The organism is Dehalobacter sp. DCM, from assembly GCF_024972775.1.
Lineage (GTDB): Bacteria > Bacillota > Desulfitobacteriia > Desulfitobacteriales > Syntrophobotulaceae > Dehalobacter.
The window spans coordinates 4,195,154-4,219,185 of sequence record NZ_CP092282.1; the positions used below are offsets into that span (position 1 = coordinate 4,195,154).

At 43.7% G+C, this 24,032-nt stretch carries 26 protein-coding genes; 12 read left to right on the plus strand and 14 right to left on the minus strand.

The genetic code is table 11. From position 1 onward, the window contains the following. Positions 1–2: 2 nt before the first annotated feature. From fabG to LPY66_RS19585, 6 genes are all read right to left on the minus strand, one after another. On the minus strand, positions 3–743 hold the full coding sequence (gene fabG / locus LPY66_RS19560; RefSeq protein WP_337985914.1) for a 3-oxoacyl-[acyl-carrier-protein] reductase: 741 nt from the start codon (positions 741–743) through the stop codon (positions 3–5). A 31-nt stretch (positions 744–774) separates the two neighbouring features. After that, positions 775–1,719, minus strand: a complete 945-nt coding sequence (gene fabD / locus LPY66_RS19565; protein ID WP_337985915.1) for an ACP S-malonyltransferase — start codon at positions 1,717–1,719, stop codon at positions 775–777. Positions 1,720–1,780: 61 nt separating this feature from the next. Then, positions 1,781–2,740 carry an enoyl-[acyl-carrier-protein] reductase FabK gene (gene fabK / locus LPY66_RS19570; protein WP_337985916.1) on the minus strand — a complete coding sequence of 320 codons (960 nt, stop codon included), beginning with the start codon at positions 2,738–2,740 and terminating at the stop codon, positions 1,781–1,783. After that, positions 2,733–2,972: an acyl carrier protein gene (acpP, locus tag LPY66_RS19575; protein WP_337985917.1), complete on the minus strand. Its 240-nt coding sequence runs from the start codon at positions 2,970–2,972 to the stop codon at positions 2,733–2,735. The genes fabK and acpP overlap by 8 nt, the downstream gene beginning before the upstream one ends. Before the next feature lie 2 nt (positions 2,973–2,974). Further along, positions 2,975–3,967, minus strand: a complete 993-nt coding sequence (locus tag LPY66_RS19580; RefSeq protein ID WP_337985918.1) for a beta-ketoacyl-ACP synthase III — start codon at positions 3,965–3,967, stop codon at positions 2,975–2,977. 80 nt (positions 3,968–4,047) lie between these two features. Then, complete coding sequence (locus LPY66_RS19585; RefSeq protein ID WP_337985919.1) at positions 4,048–4,500, minus strand: MarR family winged helix-turn-helix transcriptional regulator; 453 nt, start codon at positions 4,498–4,500, stop codon at positions 4,048–4,050. A gap of 269 nt (positions 4,501–4,769) precedes the next feature. Here LPY66_RS19585 and LPY66_RS19590 point away from each other — a divergent pair, with 269 nt between their 5' ends. Continuing rightward, positions 4,770–5,123, plus strand: a complete 354-nt coding sequence (locus LPY66_RS19590; RefSeq protein ID WP_337985920.1) for a LysM peptidoglycan-binding domain-containing protein — start codon at positions 4,770–4,772, stop codon at positions 5,121–5,123. A 5-nt stretch (positions 5,124–5,128) separates the two neighbouring features. On the opposite strand, the gene LPY66_RS19595 is transcribed toward LPY66_RS19590, so the two are convergent. After that, entirely contained in the window at positions 5,129–5,629 is a 501-nt protein-coding gene (locus LPY66_RS19595; RefSeq protein ID WP_337985921.1) for a hypothetical protein, read from the minus strand. A 235-nt stretch (positions 5,630–5,864) separates the two neighbouring features. Between LPY66_RS19595 and LPY66_RS19600 the strand changes: the two genes are divergently transcribed. Beyond that, entirely contained in the window at positions 5,865–6,011 is a 147-nt protein-coding gene (locus LPY66_RS19600) for a DUF1540 domain-containing protein (protein ID WP_337985922.1), read from the plus strand. 109 nt (positions 6,012–6,120) lie between these two features. On the opposite strand, the gene LPY66_RS19605 is transcribed toward LPY66_RS19600, so the two are convergent. Both LPY66_RS19605 and LPY66_RS19610 read right to left on the minus strand, forming a co-directional pair. Continuing rightward, entirely contained in the window at positions 6,121–7,170 is a 1,050-nt protein-coding gene (locus tag LPY66_RS19605; protein ID WP_337985923.1) for an HD domain-containing phosphohydrolase, read from the minus strand. Positions 7,171–7,431: 261 nt separating this feature from the next. Then, a complete protein-coding gene (locus LPY66_RS19610; RefSeq protein ID WP_337985924.1) occupies positions 7,432–7,707 on the minus strand; it encodes a DUF1294 domain-containing protein in 276 nt (91 codons plus the stop codon). A 286-nt stretch (positions 7,708–7,993) separates the two neighbouring features. Here LPY66_RS19610 and LPY66_RS19615 point away from each other — a divergent pair, with 286 nt between their 5' ends. The 10 genes from LPY66_RS19615 to LPY66_RS19660 all read left to right on the plus strand — a co-directional run bounded on the left by LPY66_RS19615 (position 7,994) and on the right by LPY66_RS19660 (position 16,902). Then, entirely contained in the window at positions 7,994–8,293 is a 300-nt protein-coding gene (locus LPY66_RS19615; RefSeq protein WP_337985925.1) for a zinc-ribbon domain containing protein, read from the plus strand. A gap of 340 nt (positions 8,294–8,633) precedes the next feature. Further along, on the plus strand, positions 8,634–10,955 hold the full coding sequence (locus tag LPY66_RS19620) for a vitamin B12-dependent ribonucleotide reductase (RefSeq protein ID WP_443112505.1): 2,322 nt from the start codon (positions 8,634–8,636) through the stop codon (positions 10,953–10,955). A gap of 251 nt (positions 10,956–11,206) precedes the next feature. Next, positions 11,207–11,848: a cobalamin B12-binding domain-containing protein gene (locus LPY66_RS19625; RefSeq protein WP_337985927.1), complete on the plus strand. Its 642-nt coding sequence runs from the start codon at positions 11,207–11,209 to the stop codon at positions 11,846–11,848. A gap of 4 nt (positions 11,849–11,852) precedes the next feature. Continuing rightward, positions 11,853–12,557, plus strand: coding sequence for a GntR family transcriptional regulator (locus LPY66_RS19630; RefSeq protein ID WP_337985928.1), 705 nt, complete (start codon positions 11,853–11,855; stop codon positions 12,555–12,557). Positions 12,558–12,572: 15 nt separating this feature from the next. Continuing rightward, positions 12,573–13,679: a uroporphyrinogen decarboxylase family protein gene (locus LPY66_RS19635; protein WP_337985929.1), complete on the plus strand. Its 1,107-nt coding sequence runs from the start codon at positions 12,573–12,575 to the stop codon at positions 13,677–13,679. A gap of 282 nt (positions 13,680–13,961) precedes the next feature. Beyond that, positions 13,962–14,594, plus strand: a complete 633-nt coding sequence (locus LPY66_RS19640; protein WP_337985930.1) for a corrinoid protein — start codon at positions 13,962–13,964, stop codon at positions 14,592–14,594. 75 nt (positions 14,595–14,669) lie between these two features. After that, entirely contained in the window at positions 14,670–15,653 is a 984-nt protein-coding gene (locus LPY66_RS19645) for a uroporphyrinogen decarboxylase family protein (protein WP_337985931.1), read from the plus strand. Positions 15,654–15,884: 231 nt separating this feature from the next. Further along, on the plus strand, positions 15,885–16,058 hold the full coding sequence (locus LPY66_RS19650) for a hypothetical protein (protein WP_337985932.1): 174 nt from the start codon (positions 15,885–15,887) through the stop codon (positions 16,056–16,058). A 16-nt stretch (positions 16,059–16,074) separates the two neighbouring features. Then, the gene (locus tag LPY66_RS19655) at positions 16,075–16,245 is read left to right on the plus strand and encodes a DUF3787 domain-containing protein (RefSeq protein ID WP_337985933.1); all 171 of its coding nucleotides are present in this window, start codon (positions 16,075–16,077) and stop codon (positions 16,243–16,245) included. 195 nt (positions 16,246–16,440) lie between these two features. Next, complete coding sequence (locus LPY66_RS19660) at positions 16,441–16,902, plus strand: YbaN family protein (RefSeq protein ID WP_337985934.1); 462 nt, start codon at positions 16,441–16,443, stop codon at positions 16,900–16,902. Positions 16,903–16,956: 54 nt separating this feature from the next. Here the strand turns inward: LPY66_RS19660 and nifJ are convergent, their stop codons facing one another. The 5 genes from nifJ to LPY66_RS19685 form a co-directional block, all read right to left on the minus strand. Continuing rightward, positions 16,957–20,517, minus strand: coding sequence for a pyruvate:ferredoxin (flavodoxin) oxidoreductase (gene nifJ, locus LPY66_RS19665; protein WP_337985935.1), 3,561 nt, complete (start codon positions 20,515–20,517; stop codon positions 16,957–16,959). A 192-nt stretch (positions 20,518–20,709) separates the two neighbouring features. Continuing rightward, positions 20,710–21,330, minus strand: a complete 621-nt coding sequence (locus tag LPY66_RS19670) for a hypothetical protein (RefSeq protein ID WP_337985936.1) — start codon at positions 21,328–21,330, stop codon at positions 20,710–20,712. 26 nt (positions 21,331–21,356) lie between these two features. Continuing rightward, positions 21,357–21,668 (minus strand): hypothetical protein, encoded by a 312-nt coding sequence (locus tag LPY66_RS19675; RefSeq protein WP_337985937.1) that lies wholly within the window; start codon positions 21,666–21,668, stop codon positions 21,357–21,359. 123 nt (positions 21,669–21,791) lie between these two features. After that, positions 21,792–23,135, minus strand: coding sequence for a sensor histidine kinase (locus LPY66_RS19680; protein WP_337985938.1), 1,344 nt, complete (start codon positions 23,133–23,135; stop codon positions 21,792–21,794). Between the two features lie 55 nt (positions 23,136–23,190). Beyond that, positions 23,191–23,898 carry a response regulator transcription factor gene (locus tag LPY66_RS19685; protein WP_337985939.1) on the minus strand — a complete coding sequence of 236 codons (708 nt, stop codon included), beginning with the start codon at positions 23,896–23,898 and terminating at the stop codon, positions 23,191–23,193. Between the last annotated feature and the right edge of the window lie 134 nt (positions 23,899–24,032).

Consider the following 24,032-nt stretch of genomic DNA (forward strand, 5'->3'; position numbering starts at 1 on the left):
TCCTAAAATACCATTCCGCCGTCAACACAAATAACCTGACCGGTGATATACTCACCGGTATCGGAGGCCAGGAAAATAACCGTATCGGCAATATTTTCAGGCTTTCCAAAGTGTTTAAGAGCAATGCTTTCTTTGAGCGTATCCTTAACTTTATCTGTTAAAACCGCTGTCATATCTGTTTCGATAAACCCGGGGGCAATCGCATTAACGGTGATGCCTCTGCTCCCTACTTCTTTAGCCAGCGACTTGGTAAGTCCCACAATCCCAGCCTTCGCCGCCGCATAGTTCACCTGTCCGGCATTGCCAACCATACCGGCGACGGAAGTAATATTAATAACCCTGCCGCTCCGCTGTTTAACCATGAGAGGAACCGCATGACGGGAGCAGTTAAAGACACCGTTTAAATTGACCTGTACGACGCGATTAAAATCTTCTTCCGACATTCGCATGATCAAGCCGTCGCGTGTTATCCCAGCATTGTTGACCAAGATATCCACAGAACCAAATTCTTCTTTGGCACATGCGATCAATTGTGCGGCCTCGTCAAAGATACTGACATCCGCTTTCACCGCCAAAGCACGAACGCCTAAACCGATCATTTCTTCAACAAGCTTCTGCCCTTCTGTTTCACTGTGAACGTAATTGACAACTACATTCGCACCTTGCTCCGCAAGTTTTAGGGCGATTGCTCTGCCGATTCCCCGGCTTGCACCGGTCACAACAGCTGTTTTTCCTTTTAGCATATAAACCTCCACGAAAGTACGATAATCAGGACTAATTATTTTTTATATAGTCGATGGCCGCTTCCAGCGACGCCTTATTTTCCGCACTGAGCACTTTTATGTCCCGGTCTATTTTTCTGGCAAAACCTTTAAGTACCGTGCCGGGTCCCAACTCGACAAAGGTTTCGACCCCGTCAGCTAGCATTTTACGAAATACTGTCTCCCACCGGACAGGATTCATCACTTGCTTGGGCATTAGATCCTTTATAACCATTTTATCCGACATATAATCTGCCGTCACATTGGACAGCACAGGAATCGCCGGATCGTTAAAAGGGATAGCCGCCAGTTCCTCCGCTAATTTATCCGCTGCCGGCTTTAGCAGAACCGTATGGAAAGGGCCACTCACCTCAAGCGGCAAGACCCGCTTAGCTCCAAGCTCAGTGGCTTTTGCCGAAGCTGCTTCCAAGGCTTGTTTTTGTCCGGAAATAACAACTTGCCCTGGACAGTTATAATTGGCTATTTGGACAACCCCAACTGCTTCGGCCGCATGACAGGCCTCTTCGACCTTATCCGTATCCAACCCCAGGACGGCAGCCATTCCACCGAGACCTTGCGGCACCGCTTCCTGCATAAACAATCCTCTTTTTCTGACAAGCTGCACCCCGTCATCAAATGTCAGCACCTGACTGCAGACCAATGCCGAGTATTCACCCAGACTGAATCCCGCCACAACGTCAGGATATATGCCGTAATCCGCAAGTGTCTTGACAGCTGCCACACTGACCGCCAATATGGCCGGCTGTGTATTTTCTGTTCGATCCAATTCTTCCTTAGGACCGGAGAAGCAGAGTTCACTTAGATTATACCCTAATTTCCTGTCCGCTAGTTCAAAAACCGTCCGGGCAGCCGGATAGTACTCATATAGTTCTTTCCCCATACCGACATATTGCGAACCTTGGCCCGCAAAAATAAACGCTGTTTTTTTTCTGGTCATAATTCCTCCGCTGGCAACGTATCAATTTCTTTCTTATATAACTTTCTGTTTCATCCAGCCGTTAGGCGTCCATCTTAACGACACTGCTAAAACTGACAGCCCCAAGTCTTTCTTCCGCTTGAGCAAATATTTCTTCAATTATTTCTTTAGCCGTCTGTTCTTTTTTAATCAGACCGGCGATCTGTCCTGCCATGACAGACCCATATTCCGTATCCCCGTCTTTGACCGCTTTGCGTAAGGCGCCTGCGCCGAGTTCTTCATATTTTTCCAACGGAGCTGCCGTTCTTTCTAATTCTTCGAATTGCCGCGTCAGCTTATTCCTCAAAACTCTGACCGGATGGCCGGTCGGACGGCCGGTGACGACGGATTCAATATCTTTTGCTTTGATAATGCGTTCTTTATAATTCGGATGGACCGTACATTCTTTAGCCACCAGGAAGCGTGTACCAATTTGAACCCCACTGGCTCCCATCACAAATGCCGCGGCTATTCCTCTGCCATCACCGATCCCCCCGGCAGCGATCACCGGAATACTGACAGCATCAATTACCTGTGGCAGCAACGCCATCGTCGTCAGCTCACCCACATGGCCGCCTGATTCGCCGCCCTCCGCAATCACCGCATCAGCACCCTCCTTTTCCATCCGCCGCGCCAAGGCTACGGAAGGAACCACCGGGATAACCGTGATACCATGTTCTTTCCACATTTTGATATATTTGCCCGGACTGCCAGCCCCTGTGGTAATGACCTTTATCCCTTCTTCGCAAACCAAACGGGCAACTTCCTGGGCATTTTCGCTTAACAGCATGATATTGACCCCGAATGGTCTATCCGTCAATGCTTTTGCCTTTCGTATTTCATTTTTCACATAGTCTACAGGTGCATTGGCCGCAGCGATGATACCGATTCCGCCGGCATTGGATACGGCAGCAGCAAGGGAGCTGTCTGAGATCCATGCCATGCCGCCCTGGATCAACGGGTATTTAACACCGAGTTGATGAAAAAATTTAAAATTATTCATTGTTTCTCCTTCGACTTTCGATATACCCGACCAAATCGGATACATGCGTTATTTCATCCAGATCTTCCGTCGGAATTTCCAACTGAAAGGTATCTTCCAGCTCCATGACGATTTCAAAAATTTGTAATGAATCCACTCCGAGATCTTGCTTTATTTTCGAGTCCATCGTAATAGTATGGGCTTCACGGCTGGTCTGGGCAGCGATGATACCGCGGATCATATCGAAGATCATCGTTATTCTCCCATCGTCCATTTTATCAGCATAGCGCCATAGGTCAGTCCCCCGCCGAACCCAACAAGGATAATCAAATCACCTTTTTTAAACCTGTTGGCTTTCGCCATTTCATCCAAGGCGATCGGGATGCTTGCTCCGGATGTATTCCCAAAGCGGGGTAGGTTGACATAGAACTTGGACGCATCAAGGTTCAGCTTTTTAGCGGCTGCATCAATGATTCGCAAGTTTGCCTGGTGGGGGATAATATGATCAATATCACTAAGTGAAATTCCTGTTCCCTCCAGCGTTTTTAAAATACATTCGGGCATGACCGTAACAGCGAATTTATATACTTCTCTGCCGTTCATATAAACATACTCAGATCTTGATTCTTTGGTGCTGTCATCACGAATAAAATAATTTCTTGGCGGTAATGCCGGGCACGTCAAGCAATCCCCCTTGTTTCCGTCAGAGCCGATAATTTCCGAAATGATTCCTTGTTGTTCACCTCTTTGGAGTACCGCTGCACCGGCACCATCCGCAAATAAAACGCAGGTCGTGCGATCGGTCCAGTCCGTGATCTTCGATAGCTCTTCCGCCCCAATAACCAGAGCGGTTTTATACATTCCCGTACGAATAAATTGGGATGCTACCGTGAGCCCGTATATAAAACCTGTGCACGCTGCGTTTAAATCAAAACAGGCGGCGTTGTCAGCCCCGATATGCTTTTGCACTTGACAGGCCGTCGACGGCAAATAATCATCGGGCGTTAATGTGGCAACGATAATCAAATCCAAATCCTCGGCTGAAATGCGTGCCGATTCCAAGGCGCTGCGCGCAGCACCTACAGCAAGTTCCGTTGTCGTTTCTCCGGTCGATATCCGGCGTTCCTTGATCCCTGTTCGCGAAGTGATCCATTCGTCGCTGGTATCAACAATCTTAGCTAAATCGTCATTAGTAACTACTTTTTCCGGTATACAACTCCCCGTACCGATAAGTTCGACATTAAACATCTTTGGCTATTCCTCTCGCAATTATTTCTGACTAATAATTATTATCGTGTCTCAATGGCTGATGGTCAAATTTAACCATTTCAGTGATCGTAGGAATACTTCGTATTGAAGTAATCAGTGAGCTTCTGCAGGGATTTAATCAGAACGTCGTTCTGGTCATTCAGATCCGTAACCGTATGTTTTACCATATCCAAGTGAAATTGTTCATGGATCCGGTAGGCCAACTTTCCTTTTCGGGTCAGGCTGATATTGACAATCCGCCGGTCCCTATCATCTCTTTGTCTGGTAACATAGCCCTTTCGTACCAGATTCTTGATAAACAAAGTGAGCGCACCCATTGTAATGCCCAAATCCGCTGCAACCTGTGACATGGTTTTTTGCTGATACATCCCAATAGCCTCTATGGCATGGATTTCTGAGATGGAAAGATTATTAAACGGTCCCTTTTTGATTTCATGTTGTTCTACATCCAGTATCTGCTTAAAGGTTTTCAGCAGTAATTCGTTAAGAACATCGCTTATACTCTTTTCCATGACATCACTTCCTTCCAGACATAATCAAATATTACCTATTTTTAATTTGGTTGTCAAACAGTTTAGTAGTCAAACAAAATACGATTTCTCTCTTATTTCAACAAAATACATAAATTCCTCCGTGAATAATCGCCGCTCCTTGCCGTCCATGGCACCGCGGCATAAATTCCTCCGTGAATAAATATTTCTTGGTGAAATTGTCCACTACGTCAGACAGACAGGCTGACGCGAATAGAATAAGAAGAAAACACTGTACGGGAGTGATTTTAATGACATGTCCGAAAGGTACAATACCTTACCATATCAAACAAGGCGATACATTCTATACCTTAGCCCGAAGATTTAACACCACGGTACAGGCGATCGCATCCGTCAATATCGGGGTTGATGCCAATAACCTAATCCCCGGCAGCACCATTTGTATTCCTATCCGGAGAAGCGTTGTCCCTTGTCCGCCCGAAAACCGATATGTTATCAAAGCCGGTGACACCTTTTCTAAACTCGCAGCCCGTTATCGGATTTCTGCCGCGTCAATCCTATCCCTCAATTCCGGCGTAGACCCCACCAACCTGCAAGTTGGTCAAATCATTTGTCTTCCGATTCGACGCCGCAGGAAATCATAATAATCCTATACAATCAAGGATATCAGAAGTGACAAAACAAATAAGTTCCAGAATGATTCCAGCGCAGCCAGAATCTGTGTTCCCGGCTTTTCAGGTGTGACATTAAATGTTTCACCAACAGAAATACTGCCAATACTCAATGATAGAAAGGACATGAACTGAGTTACAGGGGTTTTCCCGATCGTTCCGGAAAAAGTATCGGGGTAGAGTGAATAGATCATATTATACGTCAGAGCAAATAAAAGAATCACCGATACCAGCGGCAAAATAATATCCTTCAACTTCGCATCTTTGCTTTCATCTAACTCTAACAACTGGAAAATATAGGCACCTGCTCCCAGTGAGGCCAAGATGGTATAGATATCCGTAAAAAAAATGAATTTCCGGTACCCAAAAGATAGGCTGCGGCCATAAAATCCAAAGCTGGTAACCCATGCAGCTGCCGTTCCCAGGATCGCCGGCGTCAGCAGGATGATATTCGCTGTAGCTTCATTTCTTTGGTTCATCGTGGATATTGTGCCGTAATGTTGTGGTGTGTACGGCTGGTTATAGTACAAATTATGATGATAAGGATACCGCATATTACACATGGTCATACTCCCGTAAATATATTGGATGTATTAATATATGCGGAGAAATTTACCATTGATTTCCACCACAGTTAGTTACACATAGAAATTTATATTTAATCCATAATAACTAATGAATCTTAAGTTATTCAGCAATAGGAGGTGGAAATCCATGCCAACCATTAAATGCACGGTTACCGAATGTCAATACAATCACGATGTTATGTGCGACGCCCCTATGATTCAGATCAATCACAACAGCGGCGTTAAAGTATCTCAGGGCTCGGAAGAAACGCAGTGTGATACCTTCAAACCATGAAATCAAATTCACTGAAGGCATAAAATTAATCCCTGAATAAAAACGCGATCCGTGAAAGAGGTCAATAAAACCCTCAGTGGATCGCGTATTTCGTCATAATGGGAGAATTTTAATTGTAAATATCGGTAATCTCATTAATAACCGGTACGATTCTCAGAAAGTGGTCTACAAGATAGGGGTCGAAGTGAGTTCCTCTTCCTCTCTCTATTTCAGCTACAGCATCTTCCTTATGCCACGCTTTTTTATAGGGCCGCTCTGAGATAAGGGCATCAAAAACATCACAAATCGCTGTTATTCGGCCTACCAAAGGAATTTCCTGCCCTTTTAGGCCAAATGGGTAACCGCTGCCATCCCACTTCTCATGATGATAAAGCGATATTTGTTCTGCAAGTCTGAGCATCTCCGCTGTGCTGCCCGTCAGGATCTGTGCCCCTTTAACGGTGTGGGTTTTCATCTTTTCCCATTCGTCCGGACTAAGCTTTGAGGGCGTAAGTAATATTTCATCCGGTATACCTATTTTCCCAATATCATGCAGCGTGCTGGCATGATAGATTAATTCGCAGTCGTTTTCCGGTAGTCCGTATGCTTTTCCTAACTCATATGTATATTTGCTCATCCGCGTAATGTGATTACCTGTTTGACAATCCCGAAACTCCGCAGCCCGTGCCAAACGGTTGATCAGTTCCACCTGTAACCCTTGAAGTTCTTTGGTTCGCTCTTCTACCTTATCCAGCAGCCTGCGGTTGTTTTCTCGAATATCGTTATGCATTATCCTGATTTCCAATACATTTTTTATACGGATCAGGACTTCTGCATAATCAAAGGGCTTTCCTATAAAGTCTCTCGCACCTGCCATAAAAGCCCTTAGTCTGTATTCTGATTCATCATAAGCCGTCATTGCAATGATGGGAATGATATCTTCTTCCTTGATATTCTTCAATTGCTCCATAACTTCAAATCCGTCGAGATAAGGCATTTTTAAATCCAGCAAAATCAAGTCTGGATGGTATTGCAGATATAAATCCAGGGTTGTTCTGGAATCCGTTGTCGAGATGATCTGTGTATAGCCAGACATTTTGAGTAACTTTTCTAGCAAAAGGATATTGACAGAATTATCATCAACGATGAGTATTCTTGATTTTGAAATAAAACTGTCCATATTAATCGTTTTCAACCTCCAAAATGTCGATATCTCGGAGCAAAATTCACGAAGTGTTTGTCACCTTTAATAATATACAACAACATGGCGGATAATTCTACATAATATGTAATATTACGATAAATATTTCGACGTTTATGGCTCATTGACTGTATTCTCTTTTCAATTTGGAATTTTCTTCATTATACATCATTTTGCCATTAATTTACACCCATAAAATACCTTAATTTTGAAAATTTTTTCATTTTTATCGAAATATGTTTATATTGTTTGCAGCAGGTAAATCAAACATAGGACATTCAGAACAATGATCAGGGGGATTCCTATGACAAATTTTCTATGCTGCGTTTTATGTCGAAGTACATGCATCGCCGCATAAATGCCTGAGGCTCCCATAATCAAACCGATCAAGAAGATACGAACCTCCGGTACACGCCACCCGCCTTGTTTTGCTTTAAGCTTATCATAAGCCATCATAAAAAATCCGATGAGATTGACAACTGAGAAATAAATCCAAATAATGTTTCCGGCGTCCATTTTCTAAACCTCTCTTATGATTACTTCAATAACAATTATGATTAGTAAAACCCCCAGGTGTCAATCTTGGGGCATCCTTGTCTTTCCAAAAAATAGTACAGCACAATTATTTCCAGATTTGAAAGATAATTTTGACTTTTCTTTGACAATTTGCATATTTTTGGTTATACTAATAATTGCTCGTTCATATTTAGAGGAATAAGAAGACCTTCTCGATTGCCGCTGGCTCTGGGAAGTCGTCGAATCAACTTCCAAAAAAGCGGGTAATAAATCTAGGAGGTCATTTATGTATAATGACAAGACTCTAAGTTGTAAAGACTGTGGCCGTGAATTCGTTTTCTCTGCTTCAGAACAGGAATTCTACGCAGAAAAAGGATTCACCAATGAACCAGGTCGTTGCCCCGAGTGCCGTTCTGCCAGAAAAGCTCAGAACAGAAATGGTGGCTATTCACGCCCCCAGCGTGAAATGTTCCCTGCTGTATGCTCATCTTGCGGCAAAGAAACCACAGTACCTTTCCAACCGACCGGTGACAAACCTGTTTATTGCCGTGACTGTTACCAACCCCGTTCCAGAAACAACTGGTAATCTTAGGATTTAACAAACCCTCTTGGATGCAATTCATCCAAGAGGGTTTTTTATGTTTGATCAGAATATTTTTGGGAAATTGTGTCACATTAAGAAAAATTAAAAGAAACAGCATAACCTCATCACTAATAATGGATAATGCACCCTGAAGCCCCAGACTGGCCGTTGACTACTAGATATAGTGCTGATATTATTAATAGGTACTATTTGTAGTAACCATACATAAGCATGGCCACGGAACCCTTTAAGAGCAAATAGCCAGACATTATATAAGAAACTGGAGGTACAGATATTGGAAGAGATCAGGGAAAATTGGAACGACTGGGAAAAAACAAACCTTATGCCTAACGCCAGAGTCGTCCTGGAAAAGAGATATTTAAAGAAGGAAGACGACGGAACATACGAAACGCCGGAAGCCATGTTTTATCGGGTTGCTTCGGTTGTGGCCGGTGCAGAAAAAAACTATGGCATCAATGAAAAGGCGATCAAAGATCTGACTCGGGAGTTCTATACGGCTATGGCTAATTTGGAATTCATGCCGAATTCTCCTACCTTGATGAATGCCGGGCGTGATTTAGGTCAGCTCAGCGCGTGTTTTGTTCTTCCTGTTGAAGACAGCATGGAGGATATTTTTGATGCCCTGAAAAATGCTGCCATTATTCACAAATCCGGCGGCGGTACCGGTTTTAATTTTTCCAGGCTTCGCCAAAAAAACAGCATGGTTCGTTCAACTGGCGGTGTGGCCTCAGGCCCTGTTTCTTTTATGAAAGTCTTTAATGCCGCAACTGAAGCTGTAAAACAGGGCGGAACACGGCGCGGCGCTAATATGGGGATCCTTCGGGTCGATCATCCGGATATCCTGGAATTTATCCGCTGTAAAGAGGACAATAAAGATATTAATAATTTCAATATTTCCGTCGCTGTTACCGAGACCTTTATGCGGGCGGTAGAAGCGAATTCGCATTATGACCTGATCGATCCGCATTCCGGGAAAGAAGTTGGTCAGCTCCCGGCAAAAGACGTATTTGCGAAGATTGTCGATCACGCCTGGCGAAACGGAGAACCAGGCATCATCTTCGTTGACCGGATGAACCGAGATAATCCCACCCCAAAAGTGGGTGAAATTGAAGCAACCAACCCCTGCGGTGAACAGCCTTTGCTTCCCAATGAAGCCTGTAATCTGGGTTCGATCAATCTAAAGCTGATGATAACCGAAAAGGATGGTCAGCCGGCTATCGACTGGGAACGTCTTGGCTATATTACCCGACTGGCCACCCGATTCCTGGACGACGTGATCGATGTGAATCAGTATCCGCTGCCAGTCATAGAAAAAATGGTAAAAGGCAACCGCAAGATCGGACTTGGCGTTATGGGTTTCGCCGATTTGTTAATTTTGCTGAAAATCCCTTATACCTCGGATGAGGGTGCCGCCTATGCCGAGAAGATCATGGAGTTTATTCGCACAGAATCGCGCATCGAATCACAACGATTGGCAAAGGAACGCAGCGTTTTCCCCAATTTTAAAGGTTCGATGTATGATGGCAAAATCAAACTGCGTAATGCCACGTTGACGACAATTGCCCCGACCGGAACCATCTCCATGATTTGCAGTGCCTCCAGCGGCGTTGAACCTCTGTTTGCTGTCGCTTATACCAAGACAGTAATGGATGGCACAGCACTGATCGAGGTCAATCCGCTTTTTGAAGAATACGCTCGTAAATATGGGTTTTACTCCCACGAACTCATGGCTAAAACTGCTGAACGTGGAACTGTATCCGGCTTGACGGAAGTTCCCCAGTGGGTACAGGATATCTTTGTCACCGCTCAGGAAATTAAACCGGAATGGCATATTAAGATCCAGGCTGCGTTTCAGCAGTATACCGATAATGCCGTATCCAAGACAATCAATTTCGCCAATTCCGCGACGCGAGATGATGTTGCCGAAGCCTTTCGTTTAGCTTTTGAATTGGGGTGTAAAGGTATTACGGTCTATAGGGACGGCAGCCGGGAACAGCAGGTTCTCTCTGCCGGTACAAAGGACTGCGAAAAATCAAAAGAAACCACTACCCCTCCACTTTCTTCTTGTCAGGAAGCGGAGGAAATCTCCAAAAAGAAACCGCAAGAGACAATTGTGCCTCGTCCTCGTCCGCCGGTAACCGTTGGCGTCACGGAAAAAATAAAAATCGGCTGCGGCAATCTTTACGTTAGTGTCAACGCCGACGAAAAAAGTATTTGTGAAGTGTTCACCAATACCGGAAGAGCAGGCGGCTGCTCTTCCCAGTCAGAAGCTACTTCCCGTTTGATTTCGATTGCTATGCGTTCCGGTATTTCCGTGGATGCGATTATCGAACAGATTCGGGGGATCCGCTGTCCGGCATGTATCCGCAAAGAAGGTGTGAACGTCACCTCGTGTCCGGATGCCATTGCCCGTGTTATCCGCAAGTATAAGGATATTGGTGCCAACGGCAATACCGCCATTATTCGCCGTAATCAGGCCGAAGAGCATGTATCTCCCGGTTTGGAAAAAACGGAAAAAGCGGTTATAAAAAAAGCTCAGGTCGCTGTGGCTATCGATAATGCCTGCCCGGACTGCGGAATGCCAGTGAACCACGAAAGCGGCTGTGTTGTCTGTATCCACTGCGGCTACTCCAAATGCGGTTAAACCACACAGACTTTTTATCTAAGATCACTATGGGAGTCTTGTGTCGCTCTTTCTTAATAACGAGGAAATGACATTTCTCCCGGGTAAGATTAAATCTACAACTCTTCTATTCGCGGCGATATCGTTCGGCTAAATACAGCTGGCCGATATCGCTTTCTTATATTTTAGACAAGCCCGTTGAACCTTATTCCAGAAAAAATTATTCAATGCTATAATACAATTAACGAAAATACTGTTGTTTAGGAGCTAATATGGAAGAATTATTAATTAAAGCCGTAGAAGAACTAAACGAGGATTTGGTTATCCAACACGTCAACACACTCCTGGCACAGGGCGTGGATGTATATAACATATATGATTACCTGAGCAAGGGACTTCAGCGTGTTGGCGAAAAATACAAAATAGGTGACTACTATATTGCTGACCTTATCGTATCCGGGGAGTTAATTAAAAAGGTTATGAAGCTCAAAGGGATGTCATTTCCTAAAAAGGCCAATGGTTCCGCGCTGGGAACGGTTGTTGTCGGAACCATTTATGAGGACATTCATGATGTAGGGAAAGATGTTTTTATTAGCGTGCTTAAATCGGCAGGCTTTAAGACGGTCGATCTGGGTGTAGACGTCTCCAGTGAAAAATTCATAGAAGCAATAAAAAAGAAAAAACCGGATATCGTTGGCATAAGCGGTGTCCTTACAATGACCGGCGGCAACATAAAGAAAGTCATCAACAATATTGCTGCTGCCGGCTTACGGGAGGATTTATTTATTATTGTGGGCGGTGCCTCCATCAATGATAAGCTCTTTAAACAATTGGGGGCGGACGCTTATTCCCTGGATGCTGTTGAAGGAGCTAAGCTTTGCGTGGAATGGATGAAATCGAAGGGGCAGGCATGATTCAATGGGGAATATTTTATATATCGATATTGTTAATGACATAAAAAATAAAATACGCAACGGGGACTTGAAACCCGGCGATATCATGCAGCCGGAATATGAACTATCTGCTCAGTATGGGGTGAGTAGGACAACGCTGCGAAAAAGTCTTGCTCTGTTATTAAATGAAGGCTTTATTTATAGTATTCCCGGCAAAGGCAATTTTGTGTGCAAACCTTCAGGCAAAACATACCAGCTTGTTTTTGACGAGATTGAGAACCTCAACGTCCAAATAGACAGTATTCAACTCATTGATGTTAAACTTATCCCCGTGTCGAAAAAACTCATAGAAAAACTGCAGATTGTATCGGATGAAAAAGTTATTCGGGTGCGAAAAGTTTATCGTTCCAAAGAGAAAAGAGTTGAATATACGCTCATCTATATGCCCTATAAAAAAGGAAACCCTATCGTCGAAGATATCATTAATTTTGCAAATTTTCATAACGTTATGGAGAAACAACAACTTCATTTTCAAATAGCGAAAAAGCTGAATATCCATGTCGTCAGAGCCAATAACCAATTAACCAAACATCTTGATACCCATTCCGGGGATCCGGTTTTTCTCATCACACAGGAGATCGTATCCTCCGAAGACAATTCCTTGCTGAGCTATAGTGAATACTATATTCTCAGCGATGCTCTGAAGCTCCAAGCCGAGGCTGTACTATAAACGGGAGAATGGCATATGAGTTTTTTTGAACAAGATTTTGATAAAAAATCCGTTTCAGGAATCCCGACATTCTTGCTTGCTAATCATTTCTGGATAAAAGCCTATTATGAAAATCAAATGGGTAAATTTGCATTGCCTGGGAACGATGTCAATTCTCGGATAGAAGCTGCTTATCAGTCAGCTTATGATGATTTTCAATGCACCTTTGGTATGGGTATACATTCTGGGGATAACCCGCTTTATACGAAGCTTGGTAATAAGGCTTGGTGCGAGATCAAGAAAAACGTTTATGTCAGAAAAAGCATCACCATCATGGAACGCACAGAGTACCCGGCCTTAATCCGTGAACCTTTACAATATTTATACTCAACATGCCTCCAACGGTTATATACGCGTAAGCTCAATACACAGGTTTTTATTGAAAGTCTTGAATTTATAGATAAGTTATTGTCTGATGAAAACAAGATCTTTACGAACCTTACTTTGAGCGGCAGAATGCACTTTAATATGCTGATTATCGAAAGCCCCTTAGATTTTCTTGCTGATTTTCTTCGAGGGACTAAGGAACTGCTCCTGGATCTCCATAGTGTTCCTGAGCTTGTAAAAGAGGCTTGCCTCGTATTGAATAACCTTATACTGGATCAGGCGGAAATGCATCGAAAAACGTATAATACAAACCATTTGCTGCTGCCGCTTCATCTTCCAGGCTTACTTAACAGGCGGGATTTTGAAGAATTCTATTATCCTACATACAACGCCCTGGTGGAGACGCTGATACGCAAAGGATATAATATCATGATCCTGTTCGAAGGCAACGTTGACCGCTTCATAGACATTATCGCGACAACAGATTCCAGCCAGGTCATTGCGCATTTTGAGTCGACAAGCATTGAGGAGTATCAAGCTTATTTTCGGGGAAAGAGTACCTATATTAGCGGTTTCTATCCTACGTATTTGTTAAAAGACGGAACTGAGAGAGAATGTCTGGACGCAGCACAAAAACTCAAAGATATAACCGCAGGTAATGACCGCTTTATATTTTCCACGAACAAGGTTTTATTTACGCACGAAGATGCCAGCTATCAAAATCTAAAAAATGTGTATGATTTCTTTCGATTGTAGCTTTGCACTTTAAATTGTCAAAAAATTATCAATAGTACCAAAAATGATGGTTTAACCCCCTTGACAAATGGCTTCGGATTAATTAGGATTTAAGTGTACATGTACACACATGTACACTTACTTTATTAACCAAATATATGTTTGATCTGATTTAATCCAACACGGAACACTCACTGCTGTTAACATCCACTGCTGCACGTATATCGCATCATTGCCGGTATTAATGTATTGGAGAAAAATCATTACACTTAATGATTTAATTAATAAAAGGGGGACAAAAAGATGGCAAAAGTAGATGAAGTCAAAGCTGCAGTCGAGGCGGGGAAAACAAAATTGGTGCCCATTCTCGCTCAGGAAGCACTTGGTGCCGGATGTTCTGCAAAAGACATTCTGCAGGCAATGGTAGACTCCATGAGTGTCGTTGGCGACAAATTCTCGACAGGAGAAATCTTTGTACCTGAAATGTTGATGGCTGCCAAAGCAATGGCTAAAGGTGTCGATGTGTTAAAACCACTTTTAGCTGGTGACGGTGCCAATTCTTTAGGTACATGCGTCATCGGTACTGTAGCAGGAGATTTACATGATATTGGGAAAAACCTTGTTTCTATGATGATTGAAAGCGCGGGTTTTACTATGGTCGATCTCGGCGTTGATGTACCGGCAGCCAAATGGATTGAAGCTATCAAGGAAAATAAGAACGTGACTTTAGTCGCTTGTTCCGGTCTGCTGACCACCACGATGCCTGCTTTGAAAGAAGCAGTCCAGACGATCAAAGGGAGTGGTCTCACCGGCTTCAAAGTCATCGTCGGCGGCGCACCCGTGACACAAGAATATGCTGATGAAATTGGGGCCGACGGCTTTGCACCCGATGCAGGCAGCGCGGCTGTCAAAGCAAAAGAATTAGTAACTGCTTAAACCCATAATTATTGAGATCATAATAAATAAGATTAGATATTAATTAGATCAGATTTATAAAGGGAGGTTTAAGATATGTTAACAAAGAGACAAAACCTGATGGAAGTAATCAAAGGCGGCAATCCTGACCGCTTCGTCAATCAATATGAATTCATGGAATTGATGATGGACGCGCCGATGGATCTTCCTCTAGCCCCTGGCCCTGGTACGACCATTAAGAATAAATGGGGTATTACCTTTTCCTGGCCGGCAGACCAAATCGGTTCTTTTCCTGTGCATGACGATGAACATAAGGTAGTAAAGGATATTACGAAATGGAAAGACGTCGTTAAAGCACCTTCTGTTTTCTATACCGAAGAAGAGTGGGCGCCTGCTGTCGCCCATGCGAATTCCGTTGACCGGACGGACAAATTTGTTACTGCTGTCTGCGCTCCGGGTATCTTTGAGATGACACATCACCTGATGGGTATGGAAGATGCATTAATGGCTTTATACGAAGAACCTGAAGCAATGAAAGAACTTATTGATTATGTGGTCGAGTATGAGCTGGCTTATGCCAAAGAATATATTAAGCACATCCATCCCGATGCCCTTTTCCATCACGATGACTGGGGCAGCCAGATTCAAACACTGATTTCTCCCGAAATGTTTAGAGAGTTCTTCCTTCCGGCATATAAAAAAGTATATGGTTACTGGAAACAAAACGGGGTTGAATTGATTGTTCATCATAGCGACAGCTACGCTGCAACACTCGTTCCGCAAATGATCGAGATGGGTATTGATATCTGGCAGGGTTGTATGACAACCAACAATGTTCCTGAACTTATTAAAACCTATGGCGGTAAAATTTCTTTTATGGGGGATATCGACAGCGGCGTTGTCGACCATCCGGGCTGGTCACGGGAAGAAATTGCTAAATATGTTGAAATTGCTTGTAAGCGATGCGGAAAATTATACTTTATTCCAAATTTATCCCAAGGTTTAAATTTTTCTTCTTTCCCCGGCGTATACGATACAACCAGTGAAGAAATTGACAAAATCAGCAAACGGATGTTTTAACTCCAAGATAACAACCACGAATTGAAGTATATAACAATGTCTTTTAACGGCATTAGCGGATCAATACCTTTCGGTCTTGGTCCGTTTTTTTATTTATATCGTTGTATTGTCATTTGTTTAACACTATCTAAGAAGTAAAAAATGATGATGAAGTAATAACATTACTTACCTAACCAATTTATGAATTTTTTTTGAATTAATGTGAAATATATGCTATGAGGTGATTTTTATATGACTAAAGACAGACGCAAAGATAATGACGTTATCACTACGAATAATTCTCTGACAAAAAGATTCCCCAGTAAAACGCTCGCACCGTATATGACAGCAGGTGGTTTATATGGTGCTTCGATTGGAATGCCATTTCTTGGCAGCATGGATTCAGAATCAGATGATAAAAAGTAGTCGGAGGAACGTTGCTGTGGCTGAAAATAAAAAGAAGGAAACCCATTGGACTATACCGGTGGAAAAGCACGAAACTGCAGCCTGGACAAGCAAATTCGAATCGAAGAAATCCTTGTCCAATGTCGGAATCCCCGGAGAGCTTGAAGTACGTAATGCCAAGGAATATGTTGACTCCAATGAAAAATAACACGTATTTCATGTGAATCAAATTATCGTATATCATTTATTAATGAAAAGGATTGCTTTGATGGGTTCTGGCAATCTTTTTCATTTGTTATAATTATTTTTGGCACATGTATTATTCCATTATCTATTGCTGTTTTACAAGTGACTTATTCACGGGTGTAATTCTAATAAATAAATTTGAAGGAACATATACATCATGAAACCTGATTCAGCCAAAAAAGTAATCCTGCTTATGATTGGTTCTTTGTCTCTGATTATTGGTGTGATCGGAATCATCCTACCGGTAATGCCGACCACACCATTTCTTTTGCTCTCTGCGTTTTGTTATATGCGAAGTTCAGAAAAACTCTACGGTTTCTTAATCAATCACCCGCTGTTCGGAAAGTATATCGATAGCTACATGACCTATCGGGCGGTTCCTAAAACCGCTAAAATCAGCGCCCTGATCTTCTTATGGCTGTCAATGTCTATCTCCATTTTCTTCATTTCGATCCTGCATGTGAGGATCATTCTAGGTATTGTTGGCATCGCAGTCAGCATTCATCTTATTTTGCTGAAAACGATGGATCAGGTTGAAATTAACCTCGGTGAATCCGATGGGGATCATTGTCCAAAGGATAGTCTCGATGATAAGCGCGCAGAGGAGACCGCCGAATAAAGGCAAAAAGAAATCTGCACGTCATTATATTATAGTTTTAAGGTAGACAAGGTACTAGTCTGCTGCTAATTTCCGGTAATTTTCATAGCGGATACGTGCATGCTCTTCTGCCTGGTTAAACATATCTCCCGCGATCTCCGGAAAAACATTCTTCAGTGAAGAATAACGGATCTCACTTTCCAGAAATTCTTTAAAATCACCTTTGGGTTCTTTGGAATCGAGGATAAACGGATTTTTACCCTGTTGCTTCAGGAGGGGATTATAGCGGTAGAGGTGCCAATAGCCGGCTTCTACCGCTTTTTTCTGCTGCGTCAAGCTTGTTCCCATACCCTGTTTGATTCCGTGGTTAAAACAGGTGGAATAAGCGATGACCAACGAGGGTCCCGGGTAACGCTCGGCTTCAGTAATCGCTTTGATGGTTTGGATCATATTGGCACCCATAGCGATTTGGGCAACGTAGACATAGCCATAGGACATCGCCATCATGCCCAGATCCTTCTTACGTATTTTCTTTCCGGCAGCGGCGAATTTAGCGACTGCTGCCGTCGGAGTTGCTTTAGACGACTGTCCGCCGGTATTGGAATATACTTCTGTATCCATGACAAAAAGATTGATATCATCACCACTGGCGAGAACATGGTCAACACCGTTATAGCCGATATCATAAGCCCACCCGTCTCCGCCGATGGCCCATACCGATCGTTTCACCAAGTAATCTTTGCGTTGTATAATCTCGTCGATAACTGAATTATTCGGTACAGGGTTCTGGTCTAATAATCGGACAATTTTATCGGACACCAGCCGCGACCGATCGCCATCGGCATACGCGTCCAGCCATTCTCTGAATAAAATTTTCAAATCTTCCGGGATATCCATATTTAACGCTTCCTGTATAAGGACTGCTATCTTCTCCCTGATCTGATTTGTACCGAGGACCATGCCATAACCATACTCGGCATTGTTTTCAAAGAGTGAATTGGCCCAAGCCGGACCTCTTCCTTCGGCATTGGTCGTATACGGTATGGAAGGATAACTTCCTCCCCAAATCGACGAGCAGCCGGTGGCATTGGCAATCATCATCCGTTCGCCAAAGAGCTGGGTCATCAGCTTGATATACGGGGTTTCCCCACAGCCCGGGCAAGCGCCGTTAAATTCCAGCAGCGGCCGAATGAACTGACTTCCTTTTAAGGTATACCGGTCAGCCCGATCCTCTTTTGGCGTCACACTGACAGCGTATTCCCAGTTCTCCAACTCCATCTCAATTTCTTGCTCTGCCGGTTTCATGATCAGGGCTTTGCCGGGTGCAGGACAAATATCGGCGCAGTTCATACAGCCTGTGCAATCCAGCGGCGCGACCTGGATACGGTAATGATAGCCTTCCAATCCTTTCCCCGCAGCTTCCTTTGTCTTAAACGTATCTGGAGCCTTGGCTTTTTCCTCCTCGTTTAATAAGAATGGCCGGATTGTTGCGTGGGGGCAAATATAGGAACATTGATTGCATTGGATACACTTGTCAATCTGCCATTCCGGGATATTGACAGCGATACCCCGTTTTTCATAGGCGGTTGTTCCCAGCGGCGTGCGGCCGTCTTCCATACCGACAAACGTGCTGACAGGAAGTTCATCTCCCTCGAGGCGGGCACTCGGCCGATGGATTTTTTTGATGAATTCGGGTTCATCCTTCACATCAATTGCGAAAAAGCTCTGATTGTTTGTATCCTTGCTCTCTGCATGAAGCCAGGTCTCTGGCACTTCTATCTTAATGAGCTGACGTATGCCCTGATCCACAGCGTCATTATTCATAGCCACAATCTTCTGTCCTTTGCGGCCATATGTCTTTTCGATTGAATTTTTCAAATAGGCAACCGCATCTTCAATGGGAATCACTTTCGTCAGCTGAAAGAAAGCAGCCTGCATGACCATGTTGATCCTGCCGCCGAGACCGATTTGTGTGGCAATCTCGATAGCATCAATGACATAGAATTGGATGTTGTTTTGGGCAATAATCTGTTTTAAATAAACCGGCAGGTTCTGATCGAGTTCCTCCGTGGTTTTCCACGGGCAGTTCAGAACAAAAATACCGTTTTTCTTTAATCCCTTTAAGAGATCATAATGGTAGATAAACGATTTATTGTGACACGCGATATAGTCCGCCTTAATAACCAAATACCGCGACTTAATCGGCTTTTTACCAAAGCGGAGATGGGATACTGTGGTTCCTCCGGACTTTTTGCTGTCATAAGAAAAGTATGCTTGGACATTAAGATCGGTATTATCCCCGATAATCTTTACCGCGGACTTATTCGCTCCGACAGTTCCGTCGGAACCTAACCCCCAAAACTTACAGCTGATCGTTCCTTCCGGGGTAGTATCAATGGCTTCTTCCTCCGGCAGCGACTGGTGGGAAACATCATCGGCAATGCCGATGGTAAAATGGTTTTTGGGATTGTCCTGCTTCAAGTTATTATAGACTGCGAGAATTTGTGACGGTGTCGTATCCTTGGAACCTAATCCGTAACGGCCGCCTATGATGACCGGCCTTTCCGTTAGGGGCCCATCCATCCTATGATTAAATAACTCAATAACATCTAAATAGAGCGGTTCTCCCAAAGACCCGGGCTCTTTTGTCCTGTCAAGTATCGCTATCTTTTTTACGGTTTTGGGGAGTACCCGGAAGAAGTATTTCGCCGAAAATGGCCGGTAGAGATGAACGATCAAGACACCCGCTTTTTCACCCTTACTCTGAAGATAATCGATTGTCTCTTCAATCGTATCACAAACAGATCCCATGGCCACAATCACGTATTCCGCATCGGAAGCGCCATAGTAATCAAACGGATGATAGGCTCGGCCTGATATTTTTTCTATCTCACGCATATACCCGTCGACAATGTCCGGAACCTGTTCATAAAACGGGTTGGATGCCTCTCTGAACTGGAAATAGACATCGGGATTCTGCGTTGAGCCTTTGACCAGCGGATGTTCCGGGTTCAGAGAATCATATCGGAAAGTCTCCAAAGCCTGATGATCAACAAGCGGTTCGATTTGCTCCTGCCCGATTTCATTGATTTTCTGGTATTCATGCGATGTCCGGAAACCATCAAAGAAATGAAGAAAGGGCACTCTGGATTTTATTGCTGCCAAATGGGCAGTGTAACCCAAATCCATTGCCTCCTGAACATTCGTTGAGGAAAGCAAGGCAAATCCCGTTTGGCGGCAAGCCATGACATCCTGGTGATCGCCAAAAATGGATAACGCATGGGTTGCAATGGCGCGGGCACTGACATGAAATACAGCGGGCAGCAGCTCCCCGGCGAGCTTATACATGTTTGGGATCATCAATAACAAGCCTTGGGAAGCCGTGTATGTCGTTGTTAAAGCTCCCGCCGCAAGCGAGCCATGGAGCGCTCCGGCTGCACCCGCTTCGGACTCCATTTCCACAACCTTCACCGGCTGGCCAAAAATATTCTTTTTTCCGTGGGCAGACCACTCATCAACACCCTCGGCCATAGGTGATGACGGGGTAATCGGAAAGATAGCTGCTACTTCCGTCAAAGCATATGACGCCCTAGCCGCAGCTTCATTGCCGTCCATGGTAGCGGTCTTGTTTGGCATATAATTCCTCCTTTACAGGGTATGGGCTTATATAGTTATTAAAGCGTGTTAAGAGACAAGTTTATTATTAAGAATTTCAGATAAAATAATACACACGCCATTTCAGATCAATATATAAAAGCACCCTCGACTCCCTATATTAAAGGAGGCAAGGGTGCTGTCTATGCGATAGATATGCGTTATCCGTGCTTTCTATTCGTTGTCGTTGTCATTACCGGTTTCGTTATCGTTGTCTTCATTCATAGAAGTGGGAACCAATACGGATGATGATTGACCTAAAAAGCTTTTCATTCCATCCACGACACTCCGCAGACTTGCAATCCGATCATTCTGACTCTTGATGACATCATCCAGAGCCTTAATTGCCGCTTGTCGGTCGGAACTGCTTCGGGCACCTTTTAATCTATTTACAGCGCCGTGGATCTTCCCTAATTCATTTTTCAACTTCGCATAATCGCCTTTAAGCTGTTGAAGCTGTGCTTTGAGTGCCGCTACCTCAGTTTCATCGATCATTTCTTTATTCTCTTTCAGGGCATTAATTTTAGCTATGACCTCGCTGCGCATATGGATCAGCTCCAGTCGGAGTTTGTTGATCTCGGCTTTATTCGCCCGAATCTCTGCGTATTTTGCTTTGATTTGTTCATTCCATGTCTTGATATTCTGGGCTTTCTCCGCAATCTGCGCAGTTACGCCATTGGCGTTAGCGTTCGGACCGTTACTCCCTGTTGTATCTTCTGTAGCAAAAGCCAGTGTACTGTTTAGAATTAAGCATAACGCCAGAATCACCAATGTCATCAGTTTTTTCTTCTTCATAAACTCTTCCTCCTCAAGCCATTTTTTTACTGTTTCATATCCTTTTCTGCGATATCATCCAGCTTATTGGCCTCGTTGATTATTTCATTCAGCTGCGAATTAATATCATCGAGTATTTGCTCTTTTTCAGCATTGCTGGTCGGGGTATCTGATTTAACAATAACCGAAATATCGTCTCCGTCTTTCTCTGTGCCGCTTCCCTGGGCAGTTTGACCTTCCTGGGTAGTTTGACCTTCCTGGGCAGTGTTTTGGTCCTTCGCATTTTCCTTACTGGAACAGCCGCTCCCGGCCAGGAGAAGGAATGAGATAAGCAGCACCGAGATGATCACTTTTTTCACATTTAAGCCCTCCATTTCCATTTTTTGGCGTGCCTTATCAATCCACTTACAATGATAATAGCAAAGGGTTAATAGAAAACAGATAAAATGTAAACAAAATGTAAAATATGATTGCTGAACTGTTTACGCCGGAAAGACCATCACGATTTCGGTGCCTTCCCCCGGTGTGCTCTTCGCACTTATTTTCCCATTATGCAATTCAACTAACCGTTTGGCTATATTGAGGCCGAGTCCGGTTCCGCCAGTCAATCCCCGACGAGCCTTATCGCCGCGATAAAATTTTTCAAAGATTAATGGCAGGTCTTTGGGTTCAATGCCAATACCGTTATCCTTGACCCGAAAAACAATTTCTCTCTGATCCGATGTTGCACTGATCCGGATAAGACCGTTTTTGTCTGTAAAATTCAGGGCATTGGTCAGGATGTTAACAAATACTTGCTGCAATCTCTCCGCATCGGCATAGATTTCTAACGAATCCGAACATTCAATTGCTATGTGAATCTGCTTGTCGTTATTAATCATGCCGGCATTCTCAATCGTTCGGTCCAAAAAGGCTTTGACCGAAAAATATCGCTTGCATAAGGTTATGCCGCCGGACTGTAGTTTTGCTGCTTCCAGAATATCACCGGTTAATGTCCTCAAACGCTGGGTTTCCTGATGGATGATACTCATATATTTCGGATAATCTTCTTGTTTGACTAAGCCATCCATCATCCCCTGGACGAAACCGTTGATCGTCGTCAGGGGTGTCCTTAAATCGTGTGAAATACTGGCAATAAAATCTTCCCGCATGGATTCTGCCATAACCAGCTTATTTTTCATATCATTGAACGCGTGGGTAAGTTCAGCCAGCTCATCTGTACCGCTCACTGCCAAATCTTCTATGCGTTCACCTGCCGCAACCTTTTCTGCTCCCTCCGCTATTGTTTTCAGCGGCTTTGATATTCTCCGGGAAATCACATAGATAACACCGCCGCTGACAATAACCGCTACAAGCGCTGAAAGCCAAATCGTCACATTGATTTTCATAATATACGCATAGCTGTCCTCAAGTGGCGCAAAGAGCAGGATAGCCCCTGTTACTTTACCCTGTTCCTTCAGCGGCGTTCCGAAAAAAGCAACATCCGACGCCAATTGATCGGAGTATTGTTTTTTCCGGGTTACGTCCTGCCCCTTCATGATCTGTTTTAAGTCTTCAATTAAATAGCTGTCCAGCAGCGTATTATCCATAACCAATTCTTCATAATCAAGTGTCTCCAAATTCAACCGAATCGCATAGATCCTTGACCCGGTCATTTGACTTAAGATATTCAGAGAATCATGCAATTCTTGATAATCAACCTGACCCTGAGCATAAGCAGTGATAACTTGACGTGTCTGGGCGGCAGCGGTTTGTAAATCGTTTTGTTTTTCATTAAAGACATAATTCCTGAAACCCACAGAAAAAAACACAGCAAGAACTGCCATTACTAACACCACCAACGTGAAGTAGGTCAGTATTAATTTGATAAAGATGTGTTTCTTAATCCAATGTTTCAAACTTATAACCTACCCCCCAAACGGTGTTTATTCGGCATCGCGCACCCGCCTTGGCCAATTTATCTCTTAATTTATTAATATGGACGTCGACTGTGCGTGTATCTCCTTCATAAGAGTAGTCCCACACCTTGCTCAACAGCTGCTCACGATTAAATACGATATTCCTGTTGCGCAGCAAAAAATAAAGAAGCTGAATTTCCTTCGGTTTTAATTCCATTCTTTTCTTGTTGACCCTTACCTCATAACGCGTCATATCCACTTCCATATTGCCTGCTGTTAATACGTCCGCCGCTGGCTCTCCAGCCGTATCCTTTGCATCACTTTTTTCATCCGATACGTTTCTGAGCCTTGCTTTCACCCGGGCAACGACCTCTCTCGGATCAAAGGGCTTTACCATATAATCATCCGCACCTAAATCAAATCCATGAATTTTATCCTCTACCAAATCACGGGCCGTGAGCATAATGATCGGCACCATAATTGTCTGCCGGATCAGTTTACAGACTTCCCAGCCATTGATGACCGGAAGCATAACATCTAAGATAACAAGATCGATTTTAGTGTCTCTCACAATATCAAGAGCACGACTGCCATCATGGGCAAAATGAAGCTCATAACCCTCATTTGCCAGATAGAGCTCCAGGAGCTGGCAGATATTATGATCATCGTCCACAATGAGCACACTCGCCATCCGTGGTCTTCCCTTCTATACCGTATTCACGTCCTGTAAATGATTCACGTCTAGTCCATTAAAATTATAACAAACGAAGCAATATATGGATATGGAAAATAAAAGGCGATGTTGCAAACTACTTTAGTTGTTTG